This window comes from Ruminiclostridium herbifermentans, from assembly GCF_005473905.2.
In the GTDB taxonomy this organism is placed as follows: Bacteria; Bacillota; Clostridia; order Acetivibrionales; family DSM-1351; genus Ruminiclostridium; species Ruminiclostridium herbifermentans.
The window spans coordinates 3,161,277-3,180,475 of the sequence record NZ_CP061336.1 but is presented as its reverse complement, the minus strand read 5'-3'; the positions used below and the strand labels follow the sequence as shown (position 1 = coordinate 3,180,475).

At 33.9% G+C, this 19,199-nt stretch carries 16 protein-coding genes; all 16 read left to right on the top strand.

Features of this window, described 5'->3' with window-relative positions:
* Positions 1 to 211 precede the first annotated feature (211 nt).
* The 16 genes from EHE19_RS12940 to EHE19_RS12880 all read left to right on the top strand — a co-directional run bounded on the left by EHE19_RS12940 (position 212) and on the right by EHE19_RS12880 (position 18,447).
* Positions 212 to 607: a GPW/gp25 family protein gene (locus tag EHE19_RS12940; RefSeq protein ID WP_137697827.1), complete on the top strand. Its 396-nt coding sequence runs from the start codon at positions 212 to 214 to the stop codon at positions 605 to 607.
* Positions 607 to 4,386, top strand: a complete 3,780-nt coding sequence (locus EHE19_RS12935; RefSeq protein WP_137697828.1) for a putative baseplate assembly protein — start codon at positions 607 to 609, stop codon at positions 4,384 to 4,386. Before EHE19_RS12940 ends, EHE19_RS12935 begins: the two co-directional genes overlap by 1 nt.
* A 54-nt stretch (positions 4,387 to 4,440) precedes the next feature.
* The gene (locus EHE19_RS12930) at positions 4,441 to 5,310 is read left to right on the top strand and encodes a baseplate J/gp47 family protein (RefSeq protein ID WP_137697829.1); all 870 of its coding nucleotides are present in this window, start codon (positions 4,441 to 4,443) and stop codon (positions 5,308 to 5,310) included.
* 68 nt (positions 5,311 to 5,378) lie between these two features.
* Complete coding sequence (locus EHE19_RS12925) at positions 5,379 to 6,122, top strand: phage tail protein (protein ID WP_137697830.1); 744 nt, start codon at positions 5,379 to 5,381, stop codon at positions 6,120 to 6,122.
* A 40-nt stretch (positions 6,123 to 6,162) separates the two neighbouring features.
* Positions 6,163 to 9,057: a tail fiber domain-containing protein gene (locus EHE19_RS12920; protein WP_244648234.1), complete on the top strand. Its 2,895-nt coding sequence runs from the start codon at positions 6,163 to 6,165 to the stop codon at positions 9,055 to 9,057.
* Between the two features lie 23 nt (positions 9,058 to 9,080).
* Positions 9,081 to 9,272: a hypothetical protein gene (locus EHE19_RS12915; protein WP_137697831.1), complete on the top strand. Its 192-nt coding sequence runs from the start codon at positions 9,081 to 9,083 to the stop codon at positions 9,270 to 9,272.
* A gap of 96 nt (positions 9,273 to 9,368) precedes the next feature.
* Positions 9,369 to 9,626, top strand: coding sequence for a hypothetical protein (locus tag EHE19_RS12910; RefSeq protein ID WP_190530310.1), 258 nt, complete (start codon positions 9,369 to 9,371; stop codon positions 9,624 to 9,626).
* A gap of 10 nt (positions 9,627 to 9,636) precedes the next feature.
* The gene (locus tag EHE19_RS12905; protein WP_190530308.1) at positions 9,637 to 9,900 is read left to right on the top strand and encodes a hypothetical protein; all 264 of its coding nucleotides are present in this window, start codon (positions 9,637 to 9,639) and stop codon (positions 9,898 to 9,900) included.
* 180 nt (positions 9,901 to 10,080) lie between these two features.
* The gene (locus EHE19_RS12900) at positions 10,081 to 10,320 is read left to right on the top strand and encodes a hypothetical protein (RefSeq protein WP_190530306.1); all 240 of its coding nucleotides are present in this window, start codon (positions 10,081 to 10,083) and stop codon (positions 10,318 to 10,320) included.
* 391 nt (positions 10,321 to 10,711) lie between these two features.
* The gene (locus EHE19_RS19985; protein WP_280513949.1) at positions 10,712 to 10,840 is read left to right on the top strand and encodes a hypothetical protein; all 129 of its coding nucleotides are present in this window, start codon (positions 10,712 to 10,714) and stop codon (positions 10,838 to 10,840) included.
* 209 nt (positions 10,841 to 11,049) lie between these two features.
* The gene (locus tag EHE19_RS19980; RefSeq protein ID WP_280513948.1) at positions 11,050 to 11,181 is read left to right on the top strand and encodes a hypothetical protein; all 132 of its coding nucleotides are present in this window, start codon (positions 11,050 to 11,052) and stop codon (positions 11,179 to 11,181) included.
* 57 nt (positions 11,182 to 11,238) lie between these two features.
* A complete protein-coding gene (locus tag EHE19_RS19975) occupies positions 11,239 to 11,370 on the top strand; it encodes a hypothetical protein (protein WP_280513947.1) in 132 nt (43 codons plus the stop codon).
* 311 nt (positions 11,371 to 11,681) lie between these two features.
* Positions 11,682 to 11,948 carry a hypothetical protein gene (locus EHE19_RS19795; RefSeq protein WP_244648233.1) on the top strand — a complete coding sequence of 89 codons (267 nt, stop codon included), beginning with the start codon at positions 11,682 to 11,684 and terminating at the stop codon, positions 11,946 to 11,948.
* Between the two features lie 162 nt (positions 11,949 to 12,110).
* On the top strand, positions 12,111 to 12,533 hold the full coding sequence (locus EHE19_RS19790; protein WP_244648232.1) for a tail fiber domain-containing protein: 423 nt from the start codon (positions 12,111 to 12,113) through the stop codon (positions 12,531 to 12,533).
* Positions 12,534 to 12,877: 344 nt separating this feature from the next.
* Positions 12,878 to 13,009, top strand: a complete 132-nt coding sequence (locus EHE19_RS19970) for a hypothetical protein (RefSeq protein WP_280513946.1) — start codon at positions 12,878 to 12,880, stop codon at positions 13,007 to 13,009.
* 8 nt (positions 13,010 to 13,017) lie between these two features.
* The gene (locus EHE19_RS12880; RefSeq protein WP_190530300.1) at positions 13,018 to 18,447 is read left to right on the top strand and encodes a hypothetical protein; all 5,430 of its coding nucleotides are present in this window, start codon (positions 13,018 to 13,020) and stop codon (positions 18,445 to 18,447) included.
* Positions 18,448 to 19,199 lie beyond the last annotated feature (752 nt).

The following is a 19,199-nucleotide window of genomic DNA, read 5'->3' as shown; positions in this document are numbered from 1 at the left end:
TTCGCATCAAAAAACTGCAAGCAGCTTTTTGTGTGAAAGAGCAATCTTTGCACATACATAGTACGTCTTATAGAAATACTTAGCATAAACATGATTAATTCTGGCGGTTTGTTGTAATGAACTGCCAAAAAGAGAGTATCTTTGCCCGCAGAGATACTCAACTGAAAGCTTTACCAAAGTTTTGTGCCCAAGATGGGCGTAGGAGGTTTATATGGAAGTTATTGATTTTTTAGGACAGGGATTAAAGTACCCAATTTCTGTAAAAAAGGCAAGAATATGTACTTCAGCCGGAAATGACTCTATCAAAGAATCAATTATACTCATTTTAGGCACTGCAATAGGTGAACGCGTTATGCGGCCCGAATTTGGTTGTCGCTTGAATGAAATGGTATTTGCTTCTAATGATATGGGGACTGCAACATTAATTCAAAATTATGTTGAAGAAGCTTTAATGAAGTGGGAGCCACGAATTAAAGTTGATGATGTGACACCAACTGTTAGGCCAGATAGTACAACTATGGATATATTGATTGAATATACAGTTAAGTCTAGTAATAGTAAAGAAAACCTTGTTTATCCATTTTATCTTGAAAGTGTGGGAAAATAATGAAGTATATTTTACCGAAAATTGACAAGCGAAGCCAAGAAGACTTGGCAGACCAACTTAGGAGTCTCATACTGGAGTATTGTGCTGAATTTGAAAATATCAATGAAATAAAGTCGGACAAGCAGGTAGATGCCCTCGTTCATATTTTTTCTAATATGATGGGACATGTAATTGAGGCATTGAACCAGGCTCCAGATAAGAACTTTACAACATTTTTAAACTTGATTGGAGTTAGCCCTATACCACCGCGTGTTGCTAAAGCTCCAATAATATTTAATTTAAAGAAAGACTATAACAATGAAGGTTTTGTTCCAGCATGTACTAAAATTTCAGCACAGCCTGACAATCAGGACGAGGTCATTTTTGAAACAGAAAGTGACTTGACAGTAATTAGACCTAAATTAGTTAAGGCTGCAAGTGTAGAGCCCATCGAGGATCAGTGGAGCAATCTTGACTTTTTATTTGCAAAAGAGCCAACAGGAAAGGAAGCAACATTGTTCCTTGGAAATACTCAGATGGTTCATCGTTTATACATAGGAGATGAGTTGCTGGGATTGGTTGGATCAACTGTCACTCTAGAAATGGATTTGACTTTACCTGAAGCCAAAAAGTCATCTGCAAATAAGAAATCTGAAGGGCTTTTGAACTCTACTAATAGGGATATAAAAATTCAATGGTATTACCTTGATGAGGATGGAAACTCTATAATTCTACCTCATTTAACGGAACAAAATGTTCTGATTGATGGTCAATCAGCAACTAGTGAACTAAAGCTTTCGGCAGAAAATTTATTTTCATTTGCTGATTTACCTGAAATAAAACCTAAAGAAATATCAAGCTATACCAAGAGTGGAGCATATAAAAGCTGGAAAAATCGTTGGATTTATGCTGAATTAAAAACTTTATTAACTGATGAGAATTTAATGCCAACAGTAAAAAGTATTAAAATAGGCAGAACAATAACATCTGATCAGCTTAATCCGGATTTAGCAATTTACAATTATTATCCTCTTGATTTATCAAAGGATTTTAATCCCTTTGGAGATAAGCCAGCATTTAATGATACTTTTTATATTGCCAGTGGTGAGGCTTTTTCAAAAAAAGATGCTGATATTACAATTGCCGTTGATATTTCCAATAAATCTGAGTTAACGACTGAAAAGATTAAATTAGCAATAGAGTATTGGAATGGAAGAGACTGGACACAATTGGGATGGATACAGAGAACAGCAGTTGTAAAAGAGGTTGAAGAAAAAGATACAACAACTGGTAAAGTAAAAAAGAGAATAGAAATTGAGAACATTGAATCTAAACTCGGTGGAAAGATTATTGAGGATACAACAAAAGCTTTTACGAATCTTGATGGTGGAAATATAAAGTTTAAATGCCCAAATGATTTAAAATCTTGTATTGTCAATGGTCAGGAGAATTATTGGATTCGTTTCAGAATTGTTGAAGGCAACTATGGTGAAGATAGTAGTGTGAAATATGATGAAGAAAAAGTAATTATAAAGGATGCTACTTACAACCCTCCTTTATTAAAGCATTTAAAAATTCAATATACCTATGAGCCATCAGAAGGTAAAATCCCTGATATGGTAATTGCTGAAAATAACTTCATCATGTCTGATAGAACTGATGAGTGCTTTAAAAATGAGCCTTTTAAAATATTTACAGCCTGTGAAGACACAGAACCGACTTTCTATTTAGCTTTTGATGAGGATATTAGTAATTTGCCTATTTCACTCTTCTTTCCATTGACAGGTAATCAAATTGGAGAAAAGCCAGTAGTTGCTTGGGAGTATTGGAATGGTAGGAATTGGCTGACACTAAGTGTTAATGATGCTATACGTGATTTTACACGCAGAGAAATTCAGCAAATAAATATGCCTTCTGACGTGGAAAAGTGTGCTATTTTTGGTGCAGAGCACTATTGGATACGTGCAAGATTGGAAGAAGGAGGCTATAAAGTATATCCGAAAATTAATGCCGTTTATTTAAATGCTGTTTGGGCTGTAAATTCAAATACATTGCAGGGAGAAATACTGGGTTCAAGCAATGGAGAACCGAGCCAGACCTTTGAATTTTCATGCACTCCTGTTTTATCGGGACAGGTTGTAAAAGTCCAAGAGACTTTAGGACGAGATGAGTGGATTACTTGGGAAGAAGTACAGACTTTTTCTGTCTCAAGAGCAGATAGCAGACATTATATGTTGGATTCTGAAAGTGGATTATTGACATTTGGAGATGGAGTAAATGGAATGATACCTCCTGCTGGAAAGGATAACATTCGTTGTGACTATAAGCATGGGGGCGGAGTATTAGGAAATGTAGGTGCAGGGTCAATAACAAAATTATGGGACGACATTCCTGGTATTGAATCAATAACTAATCCAATTGCTGCTGATGGAGGCTTTGATCAAGAAAAAATTGAAGATGCCAAAGCCAGAGGCCCATATACATTAAAGAACAGAGACAGAGGAGTAACTTGTGAAGATATAGAGTGGCTTGTACGTGAAGCAGTACCTAAGATTGCAATAGTAAAATGCTTTCCTACTATGGATCGTGAACTGGATTTCACACCTGGAAAGGCTATTGTAATAGTAGTTCCAGAGTATGACGATCCAAAACCTGTACCAAGTCAAGAACTACTAAACGAAATTGATGAATACTTATCTGAAAGAATCTCAACAGTTCTTCTTAGAGAGAATGAGCCAATGTTGGAAGTAATAGGTCCTGATTATATACGTATAGGGGTTGAAGCAAATGTTGAATACACTAACCCTGCATCAGGAAAAATCATTGAGGGCCGAATAATTGATAATTTAAAGAGTTTCTTAAATCCTTTGCATGGCGGACAGGACAGAAAAGGGTGGACACTTGGCAAAAATTTATATATTTCTGAGATATGTTCAGAAATTCAAAATACACCAGGAGTAGACTTCATTAAAGATATTACAGTTAAGGCATCGGTTCAATGCTACACATTAGATCTTGAGACTTTTAAGGAAGAACCATATATGCCTGCTATAACTTATCCTACATATAGTGCAGTAAAAAGCAGTGATAATAGAATTGTATTTGCATTGGCAAGAAAGCTTATAGCAAATAAGGAAGTAAAAAATATTTGGGCTAAAGGCTTTAGAGAAAATGATGAAATACTTCTCCGCTATAGAAATTATAAGTCGCAAAAGCTGGTTATCGTAGCTATAGATGGAGATGTTCTGGAATGTAAGACTGCTGATGAAGATTCATTAGAATATCATTTAAGTGATTGCCAGGTAATAGAAAATCAAGTCTGTACTTGTGGTTTTTACAACGGAGATAAAGTATTTCCAGTAGGAACAGATGTTGAAATAGTAAAGCCAATTGCAAAAGATTTGACTATTCGTTCATATATTATGAATGAAGTTAGAGGAAATCCATCATCCTTTTATATTAAGATGGCAGTGCTTGAGACAGGTGACAATATATATATAAGCCGTAATGATGAATACATAAAATCAGCTTCGTTAAAAATCCGCCAAGTAAAATCAGAGAATATTTTCTTAGAGGAAGATGAAATTATATATAGTGGTGTTCACCTCATTAATAAGAAACCTACTCTCGCATTTCCTTATTTACAAGATAGAGATACTGGCATAATTCATGATATTAGCAACATGAAAGCTGAATGTCATTATGAAGAAATAGAAAAGGATGACAGAATATATTTTGAGAGTATCAGCAATATGCCTGAGGAATTGAGATGCAAGCATTGCTTACCTTTTGAAGATTAATAAATTAAGTATATTAATCCAAAGTTATTAAAGTATATGAAAGGAGGAAGAAAAATGTCAATTGCAATACCAAATTTAGACAGGATGAATTTTGAAGAACTAGTTAAGGAAGCTAAATCTTTAATACCAATATATAATCCTGAATGGACAAACCATAATCCATCGGATCCTGGAATAACCTTGATAGAATTGTTTGCATGGCTTTGTGAAATGATGATTTACCGAATTGACCAGGTTCCAGATGAAAACTATATACATTTTCTTAATTTATTAGGTATCAAATTGAATGATGGAGAAGATTTGTTATCAGGAATTAGACGTGGTGTTGAACAATTGTCAGAGTGTACTAAAGCTGTTACTGCTGAAGATTTTGAAAAGTTAGCATATGAAGCTGTTATGTCAAAACCTGGAATTAAAGAAATGTTTCCAGATATATCTGTACGTGCAATTTGCTATAAAAATAGAGACTTAGAAAACAATATAACAGATGATGAAAAGTTCGGTGACATTTCAATAATTTTAATTACAGAAGTATCAGATCAAATGAAGTTTTTAAAAGAACATAGTGATCTTAAAAATTATGTAAAAGATTATTTACATGAACGTAAATTACTTACAAACAGAGTTCATGTTGTAGACCCTGAGTACCAAGAAATAAGAATCAATATGCAAATTGCAGCAGATGATTTGAAAATTGCGGATACGGTGAAAAGGGTAATCGAGGAGTATTTGGATCCAATTAAAGGTGGGCCAGATAAAAAAGGTTGGCCCCTTGGAAGAAACTTTTATAGTTCAGATTTGTACTATTTAGTTGAAGGGATATCTGGCGTTGAACATGTAATAAGGTTGGAGCTGGACTCACCTACACTTAAACCCCATCAGTTGGTTAAGCTTAAATTAATAACTATTGAGGTCGAGAGCTAAATATCTAACTAAACAATTTATTTGTTAAAACAGTATTTTTAATGTCAAAACAAAAAGGGGGGCAAATGATGAGTAATCAGCAAATTAGTAATTATGTACAATATCTTCCTAGGATATATCATAAAAGCAGCGATCAAACTTATGAAGATTATTTTCTTGGTCGTTTTCTTAAGGCATTTGAGCAGGTACTGACGGGTTCTGCTGAAAAGAAAGATATAGTAGGAATTGAGTCAATATTGGACAACTTTGAACAATACTTTAATCCATCTCAAACACCGCCACAATTTCTAGAGTGGCTGGCTAGCTGGGTAGCTCTTGACTTAGAAGAGTCAGTTGAATTCTATGGGAACAATGACAAGGAACAAAAGGAACAGTCACCAATACAAATTCTTCCTTTGGATACATCAAGAAGCACAATAAACCGAGAACTAATAAGTAAAATGGTTCAATTGTACAAAAAAAGAGGTACAACAAAAGGTCTTTTGGAATATTTGCAGTTTTATGCGGGTGAAGAAACTACTATTTCTATTAATGAATATGAAGAAACAGCTAAAGTTGGTGAACGAAGAAAAATAGGTGTAAATACTATGGTTGGTAAGGCAAAGCCTACATTCTTCTCAGTACATACAATGATTCCTATTCATAGCAGAAGCAGGTTACAAAAAAAGGTTCAATTAATTAAAAAAGTAATTGAAAATGAAAAACCCTTTTATACAAATTATCTGCTTAGTGTAGAAATTCCTTCTATGCGTGTTGGAGTGTATTCAAAAGTAGGAAAAGAAACCCTTTTAGGTGGTATGATAGAGGACTAATAAAAAGTAAAACATTATTAATATTTGGAGGACGTAGCAAATGGGAAAAGAATTGAAAAGAATGCGCTATTTTGACGGACTCTTTTTGGACGCAAATGATTATAAACTTGATCAAGATTATCAAAGAAGGCTTCAGCAGCTTCATAACTACTATATGCATACATGGGGTATTGCAGGAGGGCTTGAGGTTTCGCCATTAATTAAGTTTAAAGAAGAAGATAATAACAATCAGTCAGATGGTGAATCTTCAAATGAATTAAACACATTTATGAAATTATCAGAAGGGTCAGAGTCTACAACAGAGTCAGAATCAACAGAAACAGGAACAACAGAAACAGGATCAACAGAAACTCCAGAAACTCCAGAATCAAAAAAATTAGTGACTCAAATTCATAGACTTGATAAAGAAATAGAAACTTTTGAGATAGAGGATAATCTTACTACAGAAGAAATGTGTAAAGTAATTGTCTCTGGGGGCTTAGCCCTAAACTGTGTAAAGAGCACAGAAAACGATGGTGAGATGATTAGCCAGCAGATTTATATATATGATGGACACCCCGATAGTGTAATTGATCTTTCTGAATGTCCTGCATTTGAAGATATCTATATTTATGTTAGATATAAAGAAGAAGAAAGAGACTATGTTAATGAAGAAGTAGATATACGTAATCTTACTAGTTCAGATCTTGAAAAAGGTAAAGCGCAAGAAATACATATATATGAACGAGGAATTATCAGTTACAGTACTGATAAACCACTAAATATAAGAGACAATGGTACAGATGAAATAAAAGACATCATATTAGCTAGAGTAAAGCTTGAAATTGATGAAAAAACAGGATACAAATATATAAAAATTGTTTCAGAGTATGATTTTGATGATAAAACACCAGTAAGGACATATTCTAAGCCTGCAGGCAAAACTATAGCCTCTCAAAAAATCTTGTTTAAAATGAGTGATGATGCTGGTGATATGCCATCTATTAGAGGAATATTTCAAGAAGATAATTCAATAGGACTTGAAGTGGATGCTGTAAATACTTACTTTGATGGCTCTGTTCAAGTAAATGGTGATCTGGTTGTATATGGGAATATTAAAAATGACAGTTCAAGAGAGAAGGAACTTTTAATATCAAATCGTTTCGTCCAGGTAAATAGTTATTCTGATGAATGGAAGTTACAGAATAGTGGTCTTCAAGTATATCGTGGAGAATCAAAAGAAAAACCTGATGCATGTCTAATGTGGTCAGAAGAACAACAAAAATGGCAAGTTGGATATAAATATAAGGAAGAAGGCTCAGATGAAGAAATTGATGAGGGTTTTTATAATTTAGCTTATGGACCTGAATGGGAAAAACTCATTAACGGCAGTGTTATTGACGAATATCATAAACATACAAAACTATATTTTCCATCCGAAAATGAAGCTATTGAAACAGATAACTTAGGAAAATTATCTATACATGGTAATATTAGCCTTAATGATAATACAATATGGTTACGTTCAAAGGAAAATGCTTATCATGGTTTGGGATGGTTTGGAATTGACAAAACGTTTGCGAATTTGGCTATTGATGGTCCTGCATTATTTGGCCTTAAGGGCGGAATATTAGGTACCACAGATGGTGGACAAAAAGCAATTATATCTTGGAATAGTCGTGGAAATGTAGGTATCGGGGTACCATGCCCAGTTGATGATAAACTCGAATTAGCTGGTAGTCTACGTATTTTAAGTTCTACAAATCCTATCAAATTTTCTTCTAAGTGGACAGGATTTCCTGACTCAACAACTAATTGTGCTGAAATATGCAATGACACAACTAATCATAAAGCTTTGATGATTGTGGGTAACAAATCTGCTGGACAGGGTAGAAAAGTTGCAATATGGGATAGACTTGATGTAAATGGAACTTTAAATGTTAAAGGAGATATGCAGCTATCTCAGGCTTTAAGACCAAGTACAGGAAAAACAGCTAATAATGGAATTATATTTCCTAATGATCCAGGAGGAGGATCAGGAGATGCTGCATGGATAAGATATTATGCCAGAACAGGTGAGGCATGTACTCTTGAAATTGGTACTTCAAATGATGCAGATGACCACATTGCGCTAATGGCATCAGGGAATGTAGGTATTGGAACTTTAAATCCAGCTGATGATCTAGATGTAAATGGGTATATGCGAATTATGAGCGGTTCTAATCCAATTCGTTTCACATCTAAATGGAGTGGATTCCCAGACATGGGTAAGAATAATTATGCTGAAATATGTAATGACACTACAAATTTCAAATCACTAATGATTGCTGGAAATAGGTCTGCAGGAGGAGTCAGAAAGATATCTATTTGGGATACCTTGGAAGTTAAAGGTTCTCTAAAAGTTAACGGTAATTTTAAAACTCTTTGTGCTATTACCCCAAGTGTTGGTAAGGGAGAAAATAATGGAATTACATTCCCAAGGGACTATTATGGTGGCACCGGGGATTCTGCATGGATTAGATATTATTCAGATACAGCACGTGGCGGCGGTGAAAACATGACGCTTGAAATAGGTATATCCAATGACGTTGGCACTGGAGGATATTATGGAGGCGGTGACCGTATACGCTTATATGCTAGTGGAGGAGTATATGTTGACGGATATTTATATTACAGTTCATCTCGTACATTAAAGGAAAATATAAATAGACTATCTGCTCAAAAAGCAAAAAATATATTAGAGGGATTAAATCCAGTATCATTTAACTTTAAAGGAGATAAAGAAAAAAGAACTTTAGGCTTTATAGCAGAAGAAGTGCCCTCAGAGGTTGCAACAAATGATCATAAGGCTATTAGTCCTATGGAAATTATTACTGTATTAACAAGCGTTGTAAAGGAACAAAGAAAATTATTAAAGACGCTGCAAAAGCAAGTTGAAGAATTATCAAAACAATAAAAATAAAAATGGAGGTTTTATTTATGAAAGAGCAAATTCAAAAACGCATAAATGAGTTAAAAGAACAACTTGAATCAGGTAGCAAAATGATAGAGGAAATGGAAGTAAAGCGCACAAATCTTACTTATACACTTCTTAGAATTAATGGAGCAATACAGGTTCTAGAAGAATTGTTAATTAAAGAAGAGACAGTTAATAATCCTGATAAAGAATAATATTGTATTAATCCGCCGAGAACTGCATTTTTGAAAATTTGAGTAATTGGCTGCTGTGAATATGGCAGTATTTTAAGTATCCGGAGGAAGAGACAAATGGGAAAAGAATTAAGGAGAATGAACTATTTTAACGGACTCTTATTAGATGCAGAATATTACAATCAGGATAAAGAATATCAAAGAAGGCTTCAGGGCTTACATAACCGCTATTTGCATACTTGGGGTATTATTAGCGGACTTGAGGTTAAGCCAGTTCCAGATAGTAATATGGAGGTATATGTAACGGAAGGTGCTGCACTAGATTTAACAACAGAGGGGTTTAGATGGTTCAGAAGTAAAAGAGATTATCAGTAGGCAAATAATAATGTATGAAGGACATCCTGAAAATCCTATAGATCTATCAGAGTATAATGCAGGAGAAAATATATATATTTACTTAAGTTATTTTGAGAGTAATGCAGACTGGGATAGTGAAAAAGGTCAAGGACAGGAGATACATATTTGGGAATGCGGAAAGCTGCATTTTTCGACGGTTAAACCTGTTGATATCAAGAAAAATATATTATTAGCAAGGGTTGTACCGATAGAAGTATATGATGAAAAAACAAAAAAGAGAAACCATTATTGATAACAGTTGTATATTTGATACAGATACTGATGGAACTCCGTTAAGACTATATGCAGGTGCTTTGGTAGTGAGATGAAGCTAGATAAGTTTACATTGATATGGGAATAGACTTAGAAAAAACTCCTGTTATCCAAGCTTCAGTTAAAGTATTGAAATCTGATTATAATCAAGAATTAGATAATGAACAGGAATCTAATTCTAAATCAAGAATCAGATACAGAAGAGGAATCTGATTCTAATCAAGATTCAGATATAGAAATGAAATCTAATACTAATCAAGCACCAGATACAGAAGATGGATCTGATTCTAATCAGGATTCAGGTACAGAGCAGGAATCTGATTCTAATCAAGAATCAGATACAGAAGAGGAATCTGATCCTTATCAAGATTCAGATACAGAGCAGGAATCTGATTCCTAATAAAAAAACAGTTACAGTATTGGAATTTTTTCCAAATCAAAAGCGGCTGAAAAATCAAAAGAAGAATCAGATGAAGAATCAGATGAAGAATCAGAATCTAATTCTGAACAAGAGCCAAAAGAAAATCAAAGTACTTATCCGTTTGTAAATTTAAGGGTAGTGTGTCTATAAATGATGACCTTGACTATACAGGTAAACTGGTATCTAAAAATAATAAGGGAGAAATTAATCCTGAGTTTACATTTAAGGAAAATTTTTTACAACTAAATAGTAATAGATGAAGATGAAGAATCAGAGAATGAGAATGAATCAAATGATGGTTCAGAGAACGGCAATGAATCAAAGAAAAAAGGTTCAATTAATGGGGTGGACCTAAAAGATGGTGGAATGGATGTATACAAGAGGTGGAAATGGTGTACCGGATGCACGAATTTTATGGTCGGAAGTTGAGCAAATATGGAAGGCTGGTCTTGAAAATAGCCTTAGTCCCTTGGCTTATGGTGATAAGTATGAAATCTAAAAAATAGTGCAATAGCTGGAGAACTTCATCACACAATATATTATATTCCAATAAGGGAATATCGATTAAGTGCTGATATGGATAAAGAATTATCCATAAATAGAGAACTGATACTTAATGATAACAATATAGAGTGCAGCCAAAGGACAAGTTGCATGGTACGGAGGAAGTAAGCTTTTTGACAAACTAATGTAGATGGTTGTGTTCTGTTGGGAAATACGGGTGGTTTGCTAGGAACTACATATGAAGGACAGAAAGCAGTTCTTTCATGGAATAATAAAGGTAAAAATGGAAGAGTAGGAATAGGATCAGTGGATTTTAGCAAAGTGATGATGATGTGACATTGCTGGGAGTACAAGAATACTAATAGGTACTAATCCTTTAAGAATTACATCCCAATGGACAGCCTTTCAGACAAGACCATTAATCAAGCCGAAATATGTACTGATACTACCTACCATAAGGCTTTGATGGATTGTAGGAACCAATCTGCAGACAAGGCAGAAAAGTTGCTATATGGGACTGGTTAGATGTAAATGGTTTCCTATACGTAAATGGTAATATGCAGGTGTCAAATAAGCTGCGCTTAAGTGAAGGTACTGGAATAACGGTATTATATTTCCGAATGACCCAGGAGGAGGTTCAGGAGATTCTGCATGGATTAAATACTATCCTAAAATATTGGAGGGTGGCAAGAGGTTGAATCTTGTACTCTTGAAATAGGAACCTCTAATGATTCTGATGACAATATTTACTTAAATTCGTCTGGAAAATGTTGGAATAAGTAGTTCTAACTTTATACCAAAATGAAAAACTCGATGTTGAAGGATATACACGAATATTGAGTGGATCAAACTCTATACGATTTACATCTAGCTGGAGTGGTTTTACTTCTAAGTCACCTTTATATGCTGAGATTTGCAATGATACAGGAATTTATAAATCATTAATGATTGCCGGAAACAGATCTGGAGGATACGAAAGAAGAGTATCAATGTGGGACGATGTGGATGTTAACGGAGATTTACGTGTAGATTCAAATATAAAGGTAGAGGGTGCAATAATACCAGGTGTTGGTGAATGTGAAGTAAATGGGAATTATGTTTGACAAAAATCCAGGGGGTGGCAGTGGGGATGCTGCATGGATTAGGTATTACTCAGATAAACTTCGTGGCGGCGGAGAAAATATGACTCTGGAAATAGGAATATCCATGACAGCAATATATATACAGAAACAGGAAGATATTGGGTTTCAAACTGTCCATTACCCATGGTTACAAATCCGTGTGGTTCATGGAAGTATTATACTCGTACAATTGTTGGAAATGGTGGTGATAGGCTTCTATTAAAATCACCGGGTGGTATCTATGTAGATGGCAATTTTTATATAACTTCTTCAAAAGAGTATAAAGAAAATATACATGAGCTTTCCCAAAAAGAAGCACAGAATGCAATAGAAGCTCTTGAACCTGTTGAATACAATTTTAAAGGTGACAAAAAGAAAACTACCATAGGCTTTATTGCTGAAAATGTTCCAGATAGTTTAGCATCATATAATAAAACAGCTATTAGTCCAATGGAAATTATAGCGGTTCTAGTAAAAGAAGTTAAAGATCAAGAAAGAGCTATAAATGAACTTGATAAAAAGATTATTAAGATTAGCAAAAATAAACGCAAAAAAAATAAAAATTAACTTTTACAATAGGAGGAAAATAAAATGAAAAGAACAAATTGAAGCACGTATTGAACAATTAAAGAAAGAATTTGAAGAAGGAAAGAAAATGATTGAGGAACTTGATGTGAAGCGAACAAACTTAGGACAGACTATGTTACGTATTAGTGGTGCAATTCAGGCTTAGAAGAATTAATGCCTAAAGAAGATGAGACATTAAATTCCTAAATAAAAGGTTGAAATACTATGATAAGCAACAAATGGGGAAATGGGATTCTTGCCTGTATTTATGAAATTTTACATTCTAAATGCAGGTAGGAATTCTGAATATGAACGATTTTGATATAAAATGGAGGGAAGGTAAAATGTCAAATGAAACCAAGAGAATGAATTATTTCAATGGACTATTGCTAAAAGAAGAAGACCTGACTCTTGACCAAGATTATCACATAAGCAGCAACGAATCCATAACAGATATTTTCACGATTGGGGAATAGTAGATGGATTGAAGGTAGAAGCAGTTCCTAATTTACCAATGGTAACTGTTCAGCCGGGTTTTGCCATTAATAGAGTATTAGATGAAAAAACAAACGAAAAAATTAGTCAAGAAATTTGGGTATTCGAAGAGGATACAAATAGAACTTTAGATTTATCACCCATTGGTATTGGCAAAAATATATATATTACTGTAAGCTATAAAAAAGAATTAGTTGATATAGATACAGTAAAAGGTGGAGATACACCTATACATATTTGGGAACATGCTGAAATTAATGCATCAGCGGAAAGACCAAAAGACGAAAGCAAGGATATCATTATAGCTTGTGTACAGCTAGTGATTAAAGATGGAATTATGATAGTAGATCCATCAAATATTGTTTATGATTACATACTTGATGAAAATGGTAAAAAAGTTAATGTATGTACTTATGCGGTTACACAGGGAAATACTGGAGAATTTCAGAAAATTAAAATTGGAAACAAAGATAAACTAAATTTGCCCTATATTAATGGAATTACTTCTGAGGCAGAGAATGGAATTGATGGTCTTGAAGTAAATTCAGCTTATACTAATTTTACCGGAAAAGTAACAACTGGTGATTTTAATACAAATGGGGATGCAAAGGTAAATGGTAATTTATCGGTTAGATCAAATAATAAACCAGTATTTAATGTGGATACTAAAGGTAATATGCAAGTTAGCAGCACAGCTACGGTTACAGGAATGCTTACAGCAGCAGGAGGGCTAAATGTCAGTGGAACTAATGCTGTAATTGGTACAGAGAATGTAGAGTTTTCAGGGAATACTATATTACTTAATAAATATACTTCTGATAAAGGTGAAACAACTACAAAGGATACTGTATCAGGAATAGAAGTATACAGAGGAGGGGTTCCAACTCCTAATGCAAAAATCGTATGGGATGAAGCTGATGGTACTTGGAAGGCAGGAACTGATAAGGAAGATAATAATGATAAATCTGGGCTATATAATTTAGCTTATGGTGATGCATGGGATACAATGAAAGATAAAAGAAATGCTGATGCTTATCATCATCATGCAAAGCTGTGTTTTGAACATGATGGATATGGTATAAGCGTAGATGAAAATGGTAATGCGACTATTGATAAATCAGTTACAATTAGTGGAGATATTTTTGCTAATGGTGGAATTATTACACCATATGAATTAATAGATTCTGATGATGTTACTACTCAAAAGCGTGCAAAATTAGTATGGAATAGTCAGCAAGAAAAGTGGCAGATTTGCATATTAACTAGGGATAAAGAAGAAATTGATAAATGGATTGAAGGCGAGCCATATAATATAGCATATGGAGAAGAATGGGAAGTACTTACTAATAAATCCACTGCAGATAAATATCATCACCACAGTGAGTTCTATAACAGCAATGACGGACAAGTTGTTATGGGGGTAAGTAATGATGGTGATGTGCAAGTTAGTAATAATCTAGAAGTTGCTAAAGATTTGATAGTAGTTGGAAATTTAGATGTTAAAGGAACTCATATTATATCCCAAAAAATATCTCATGAAGTAACTGAAAACGCTATTGTTGTAAATATGCCTAACCAAGATGGTAAATATGCAGCAGAAGCTGGACTAGAAGTGTACCGAGGAAAAAATCTTGACAATGCCAGACTAATTTGGGATGAAGCTAGTGACAGCTGGAAATTAGGTATTGGTAACAATTTATCTGAAATACCTAGTGGAGAAAAATGGAATTATATTACAGGCGGTGAGATTGTAGATCATTTGCATAAACATACTAGCCTTAATACAGTAGATGGTAACAAAGTGTTATCTGTTGATAAAAGCGGATATATTAAAGCTGAAAAGGATATGAGCGTCAATGGCTGTATTTCTGTAAAAAAGGATGCAAGTGTTTCAGGAGAATTAGTTGTAAATGGCTCTGCAGTCTTTAATGGTAATATAACTGTAATGGGTACCCAAACTGTAGTAAATGCAATAAAAATGGAAGTTGATAACAATACTATTTTGGTTAACAAAAGAATTGATAGCGGTAAAGGTGACTATAAGTTTGATGGTGGATTAGAAGTATATCGCGGAAAAGATAATCCAACTGCAAAACTTATTTGGGATGAGGCTGAAGAGCAGTGGAAAGTTGGAATATCAGGAGATTTATATGACTTACCATATGGTGATGATTGGGATAAACTAACAACATTAGATTTTGCTGATACGCTGCATAAACATAGTATGATATGCAAAGAAGATGGAGACCCTATAATTGAATTGGATGGAAACGAAGTTTTAGTAGAAGGTTCAATGAAGATAAAGGGAGATTTAAATGTTACTGGAAAAACCATCACTAAGAATAAAGAAAATGAGATAACAGATGAGGCTTTCCTAATCATAAATAATAAGGATAATGATAACTTTTCACTAAGCGAAGCTGGTATTGAAGTGTACCGTGGAAACCTTAAAGATAAAGCTCGTATTGTTTGGGATGAGTACTCTAAAAAATGGAAGATTGGTATTGGAAGCAAATTAAAAGATATAATTTGCGATAATCCAACACAACTATATAATGAACGTGGAGATGTACTTGGATTAAGTGTGCGTGCAGCAGGAAATGTAGATATTGCTCATGACTTAAATGTAGGACAGGATCTTACAATCACTGGCAGTTTAGATGTAAGAGGCGGTTTAACCAGAATAAACAGTAGTAATATAGAAATAGTAAGTAACATTATTACGATGAATAGATTTGATTCTGGAACAATATCTAAAAAATCTAATACTGGTATTAGCGTATACCGTGGAGATGATGCTAAAACTGCTGTTATGGTTTGGGATGAGGCAAATGGTTGTTGGAAAATGGGATTAACAAGTATAGACAAGTTAAATCCTTCTACTCCAATTACAGACCCTTCAAATACAGACCCTTCAAATGCAGATCCTTCAAATACAGATCCTTCGACTATAGACGATGCAACTTACTTTAAAGTATTTAATGATGGAAGTATTGAGGCAACCAATGCAACAATTACTAAAGAGCTAAAATTAGAAAATGCATCTGTACAAGGAGAATTGTTTGTTAAAAATGGTATTAATGCTATAGATAATAGCAAAAATGCATTTATAAAATGGAATGAAAATAGATGGGAAATAGGATCGTCGAATGTTAACGTATTAACTGTAAAAGATGAAAGAAGAGTAGGAATAGGAGATAATGCTAATAATGCAAATCTTGATGTGTATGGTAGTGCATATATAAGTTCAGCAATGACTGTTAAAGGTAGTTTAGAAGTTTCTGAAAAAACTACTTTAAATGAAGTTTCTGCAACAACTCTTAAAGTTGGTAATAATTTATCATTTACAAAAAGCGGATTAGAGGTTAGCAGATTTGATGAGGATGGAAATAAATTAGCGCCGGCAAAAATAAACTGGAATGAAAAAGATGGTTGCTGGCAATTCGGTACGACTGAAGAAAATATGATTTCTTTAACACCTACAGGTGAAGGAGAACATGCACATAATGTACTTTATACAGAAGATAAAAAGAATCCTGTTGTTACTGTTTCAGATATGGGATATGTTGGTGTTCGTACTACTAAACCAACCACACATTTTGAAGTTTCTGGAAATGCAAAGATTAAAGAAAAGTTAGAGGCTAAAACAGTTGATATATCAAATGATACAACTATTGGTGGAAAAGCGACTATTGCTGGAAAAGTAACAATTGGTTCTTCAAATAAAGAACAACCGGCATATGAAATACATAGAGGAGCTACCAAACAACCGGCTAAGTTATGCTGGGATGAGGAAAGAAAAGTTTGGCAAGCTGGTTATGATAATATAATTAAGGATATCTCATTATCAGACCATAAACATACTGAGTTGGGTGATGTGAAAGGTGTTACTGATAAAATATCAGTTGATGGAAGCAATATCAACATGGGAACTAATATTACTGAGGTAAATCTGAAAGTAAATGGTAATACAACTATTACTGGAAACCTTATAGTAAAAGAACCAAATAAAAGCACTGATTTAGGTATTGCTACAATTGAATCATTGACTGTAAATAAAGGTTTAAAGGTAAACAATGGACCAAGAAACCCAAAAGCACAGATAATATGGGAAAATGAAAAGTGGAAAGCAGGAACTGAAGACGGTGTTACAGAAATTTCATTAGCTGGACATACGCACAATGCATTGCAAAGTACTATAGATGCTGGAAGAGATGCTCTGAAAGTAGATATTATTGATAATAAGGATGCTATAGTACTGGGAACAACTGCTAATAAGGTAAATTTAGAAGTAAATGGTGATGCAAAAATAACAGGTGCTGCAACAATATCTGGTGCTGCAACAATAACAGGGGCAGCAACAATATCTGGTGGTGCAACAATAGGCGGAAGGTTAAGTGCTCATACACTTGCTTCAAATGAAGGACTTAGAGTAGCAAGGGGTGGAGGTAAACCTAATGCGATAATTAAGTGGAATGAAGATAATGAGTGTTGGCAGGCTGGAATTGATGGTGGAAGCATCGAGAATATATCATTAGCTGACCATAAGCACAATGCATTAAAAAGTATTAATGATGCTACAAAGGAAGCCCTGAAAGTAGCTAATGTTGAAAATAAGGAAACTATAGTACTGGGAACAACTAATGATAAAGTAAATTTAGAAGTAAATGGTGATGCAAAAATAACAGGTGGTGCAACAATAGGTGGAAGGTTAAGTGCTATTACACTTGCTTCAAATGAAGGACTTAGAGTAGCAAGGGGTGGAGGTAAACCTAATGCGATAATTAAGTGGAATGAAGATAATGAGTGTTGGCAGGCTGGAATTGATGGTGGAAGCATCGAGAATATATCATTAGCTGACCATAAGCACAATGCATTAAAAAGTATTAATGATGCTACAAAGGAAGCCCTAAAAGTAGCTAATGTTGAAAATAAGGAAACTATAGTACTGGGAACAACTAATGATAAAGTAAATTTAGAAGTAAATGGTGATGCAAAAATAACAGGTGGTGCAACAATAGGTGGAAGGTTAAGTGCTCATACACTTGCTTCAAATGAAGGACTTAGAGTAGCAAGGGGTGGAGGTAAACCTAATGCGATAATTAAGTGGAATGAAGATAATGAGTGTTGGCAGGCTGGAATTGATGGTGGAGACATTCAGAATATATCATTAGCTGACCATAAGCACAATGCATTGCAAAGCAGTATAGAGTCTGGAAAAGAGGTTCTGAAAGTAACTGCTGATGACAATATCGAAATCGGAACAGAAGCCGAAGATGCAAATTTGAAAGTGTTTGGAAGCATAACTGCAACCAAGGGACTTAAAATAGTACAAGATGATAAAACTTATATACTAAAAGTAGTAGAAGATGATATAAATAATACGTATAAATTACAGATAGAAGCTTTAGAAGCTTGATAATTCAGAGGGAGAAATACGTGCTGAAGAATGAACAGCAGTATTTATAACTTAGCAGTTGTACAACAGCAAATCATAAATTTATTTTGTGATAGCTGAAATATATTAATAAATAGATATAGGTGTAAGCTACCAATTATAGATATGTTTTGGTGGCTTACACTTATTTTATATATTTGTGGTTTATATTTAGAATTTTAATAAAATAATTGTATAACGAGTACTGGCATTTGGCATATTTTGATATACTATTAAAAAATAATTCAACTTTTCCACAGCAAAAATCTATCGGTGATTAAGATTATAAATGACGAAATTATTCATGAAATCATATCTAATTTGACTTTCTATAAAAAATCTCCTATATCTGCAATGAATTAATGAATCATGTCTGAATATTGCATTATCACGAGTTAAGTCGTACTAAATGATATACAGAACTGAAAGTACTTATTAATTTTTATAGAATTCTCTCATATGAACAAAATTGCTCAAATATTCTATAATAAAATAGTATTTTAAATTGAGATGATTCGTTATATTTGAAAGACAATGATTAAATGTGTAAACTGAAAAAAGCAGGGTATATTATATGTTATAATATTAAAATGTATTTAAAAATAGAGGATTTATTTTAAATCACAGCTGAAACGGTACGCTGCATATAAGACGTGACTAATAGTATGAAATAATTAGGTGAAGCAGAAAAAATATGCGTACTTCTGCTGTCACATTGCCGTAGATGCGTCTAT

Coding starts and splice junctions, on each gene's coding strand:
- EHE19_RS12940 (WP_137697827.1), top strand. CDS start 212: ATGGAAGTTATTGATTTTTTAGGACAGGGATTAAAGTACCCAATTTCT.
- EHE19_RS12935 (WP_137697828.1), top strand. CDS start 607: ATGAAGTATATTTTACCGAAAATTGACAAGCGAAGCCAAGAAGACTTG.
- EHE19_RS12930 (WP_137697829.1), top strand. CDS start 4,441: ATGTCAATTGCAATACCAAATTTAGACAGGATGAATTTTGAAGAACTA.
- EHE19_RS12925 (WP_137697830.1), top strand. CDS start 5,379: ATGAGTAATCAGCAAATTAGTAATTATGTACAATATCTTCCTAGGATA.
- EHE19_RS12920 (WP_244648234.1), top strand. CDS start 6,163: ATGGGAAAAGAATTGAAAAGAATGCGCTATTTTGACGGACTCTTTTTG.
- EHE19_RS12915 (WP_137697831.1), top strand. CDS start 9,081: ATGAAAGAGCAAATTCAAAAACGCATAAATGAGTTAAAAGAACAACTT.
- EHE19_RS12910 (WP_190530310.1), top strand. CDS start 9,369: ATGGGAAAAGAATTAAGGAGAATGAACTATTTTAACGGACTCTTATTA.
- EHE19_RS12905 (WP_190530308.1), top strand. CDS start 9,637: ATGTATGAAGGACATCCTGAAAATCCTATAGATCTATCAGAGTATAAT.
- EHE19_RS12900 (WP_190530306.1), top strand. CDS start 10,081: ATGAACAGGAATCTAATTCTAAATCAAGAATCAGATACAGAAGAGGAA.
- EHE19_RS19985 (WP_280513949.1), top strand. CDS start 10,712: ATGTATACAAGAGGTGGAAATGGTGTACCGGATGCACGAATTTTATGG.
- EHE19_RS19975 (WP_280513947.1), top strand. CDS start 11,239: ATGGACAGCCTTTCAGACAAGACCATTAATCAAGCCGAAATATGTACT.
- EHE19_RS19790 (WP_244648232.1), top strand. CDS start 12,111: ATGGTTACAAATCCGTGTGGTTCATGGAAGTATTATACTCGTACAATT.
- EHE19_RS19970 (WP_280513946.1), top strand. CDS start 12,878: ATGTCAAATGAAACCAAGAGAATGAATTATTTCAATGGACTATTGCTA.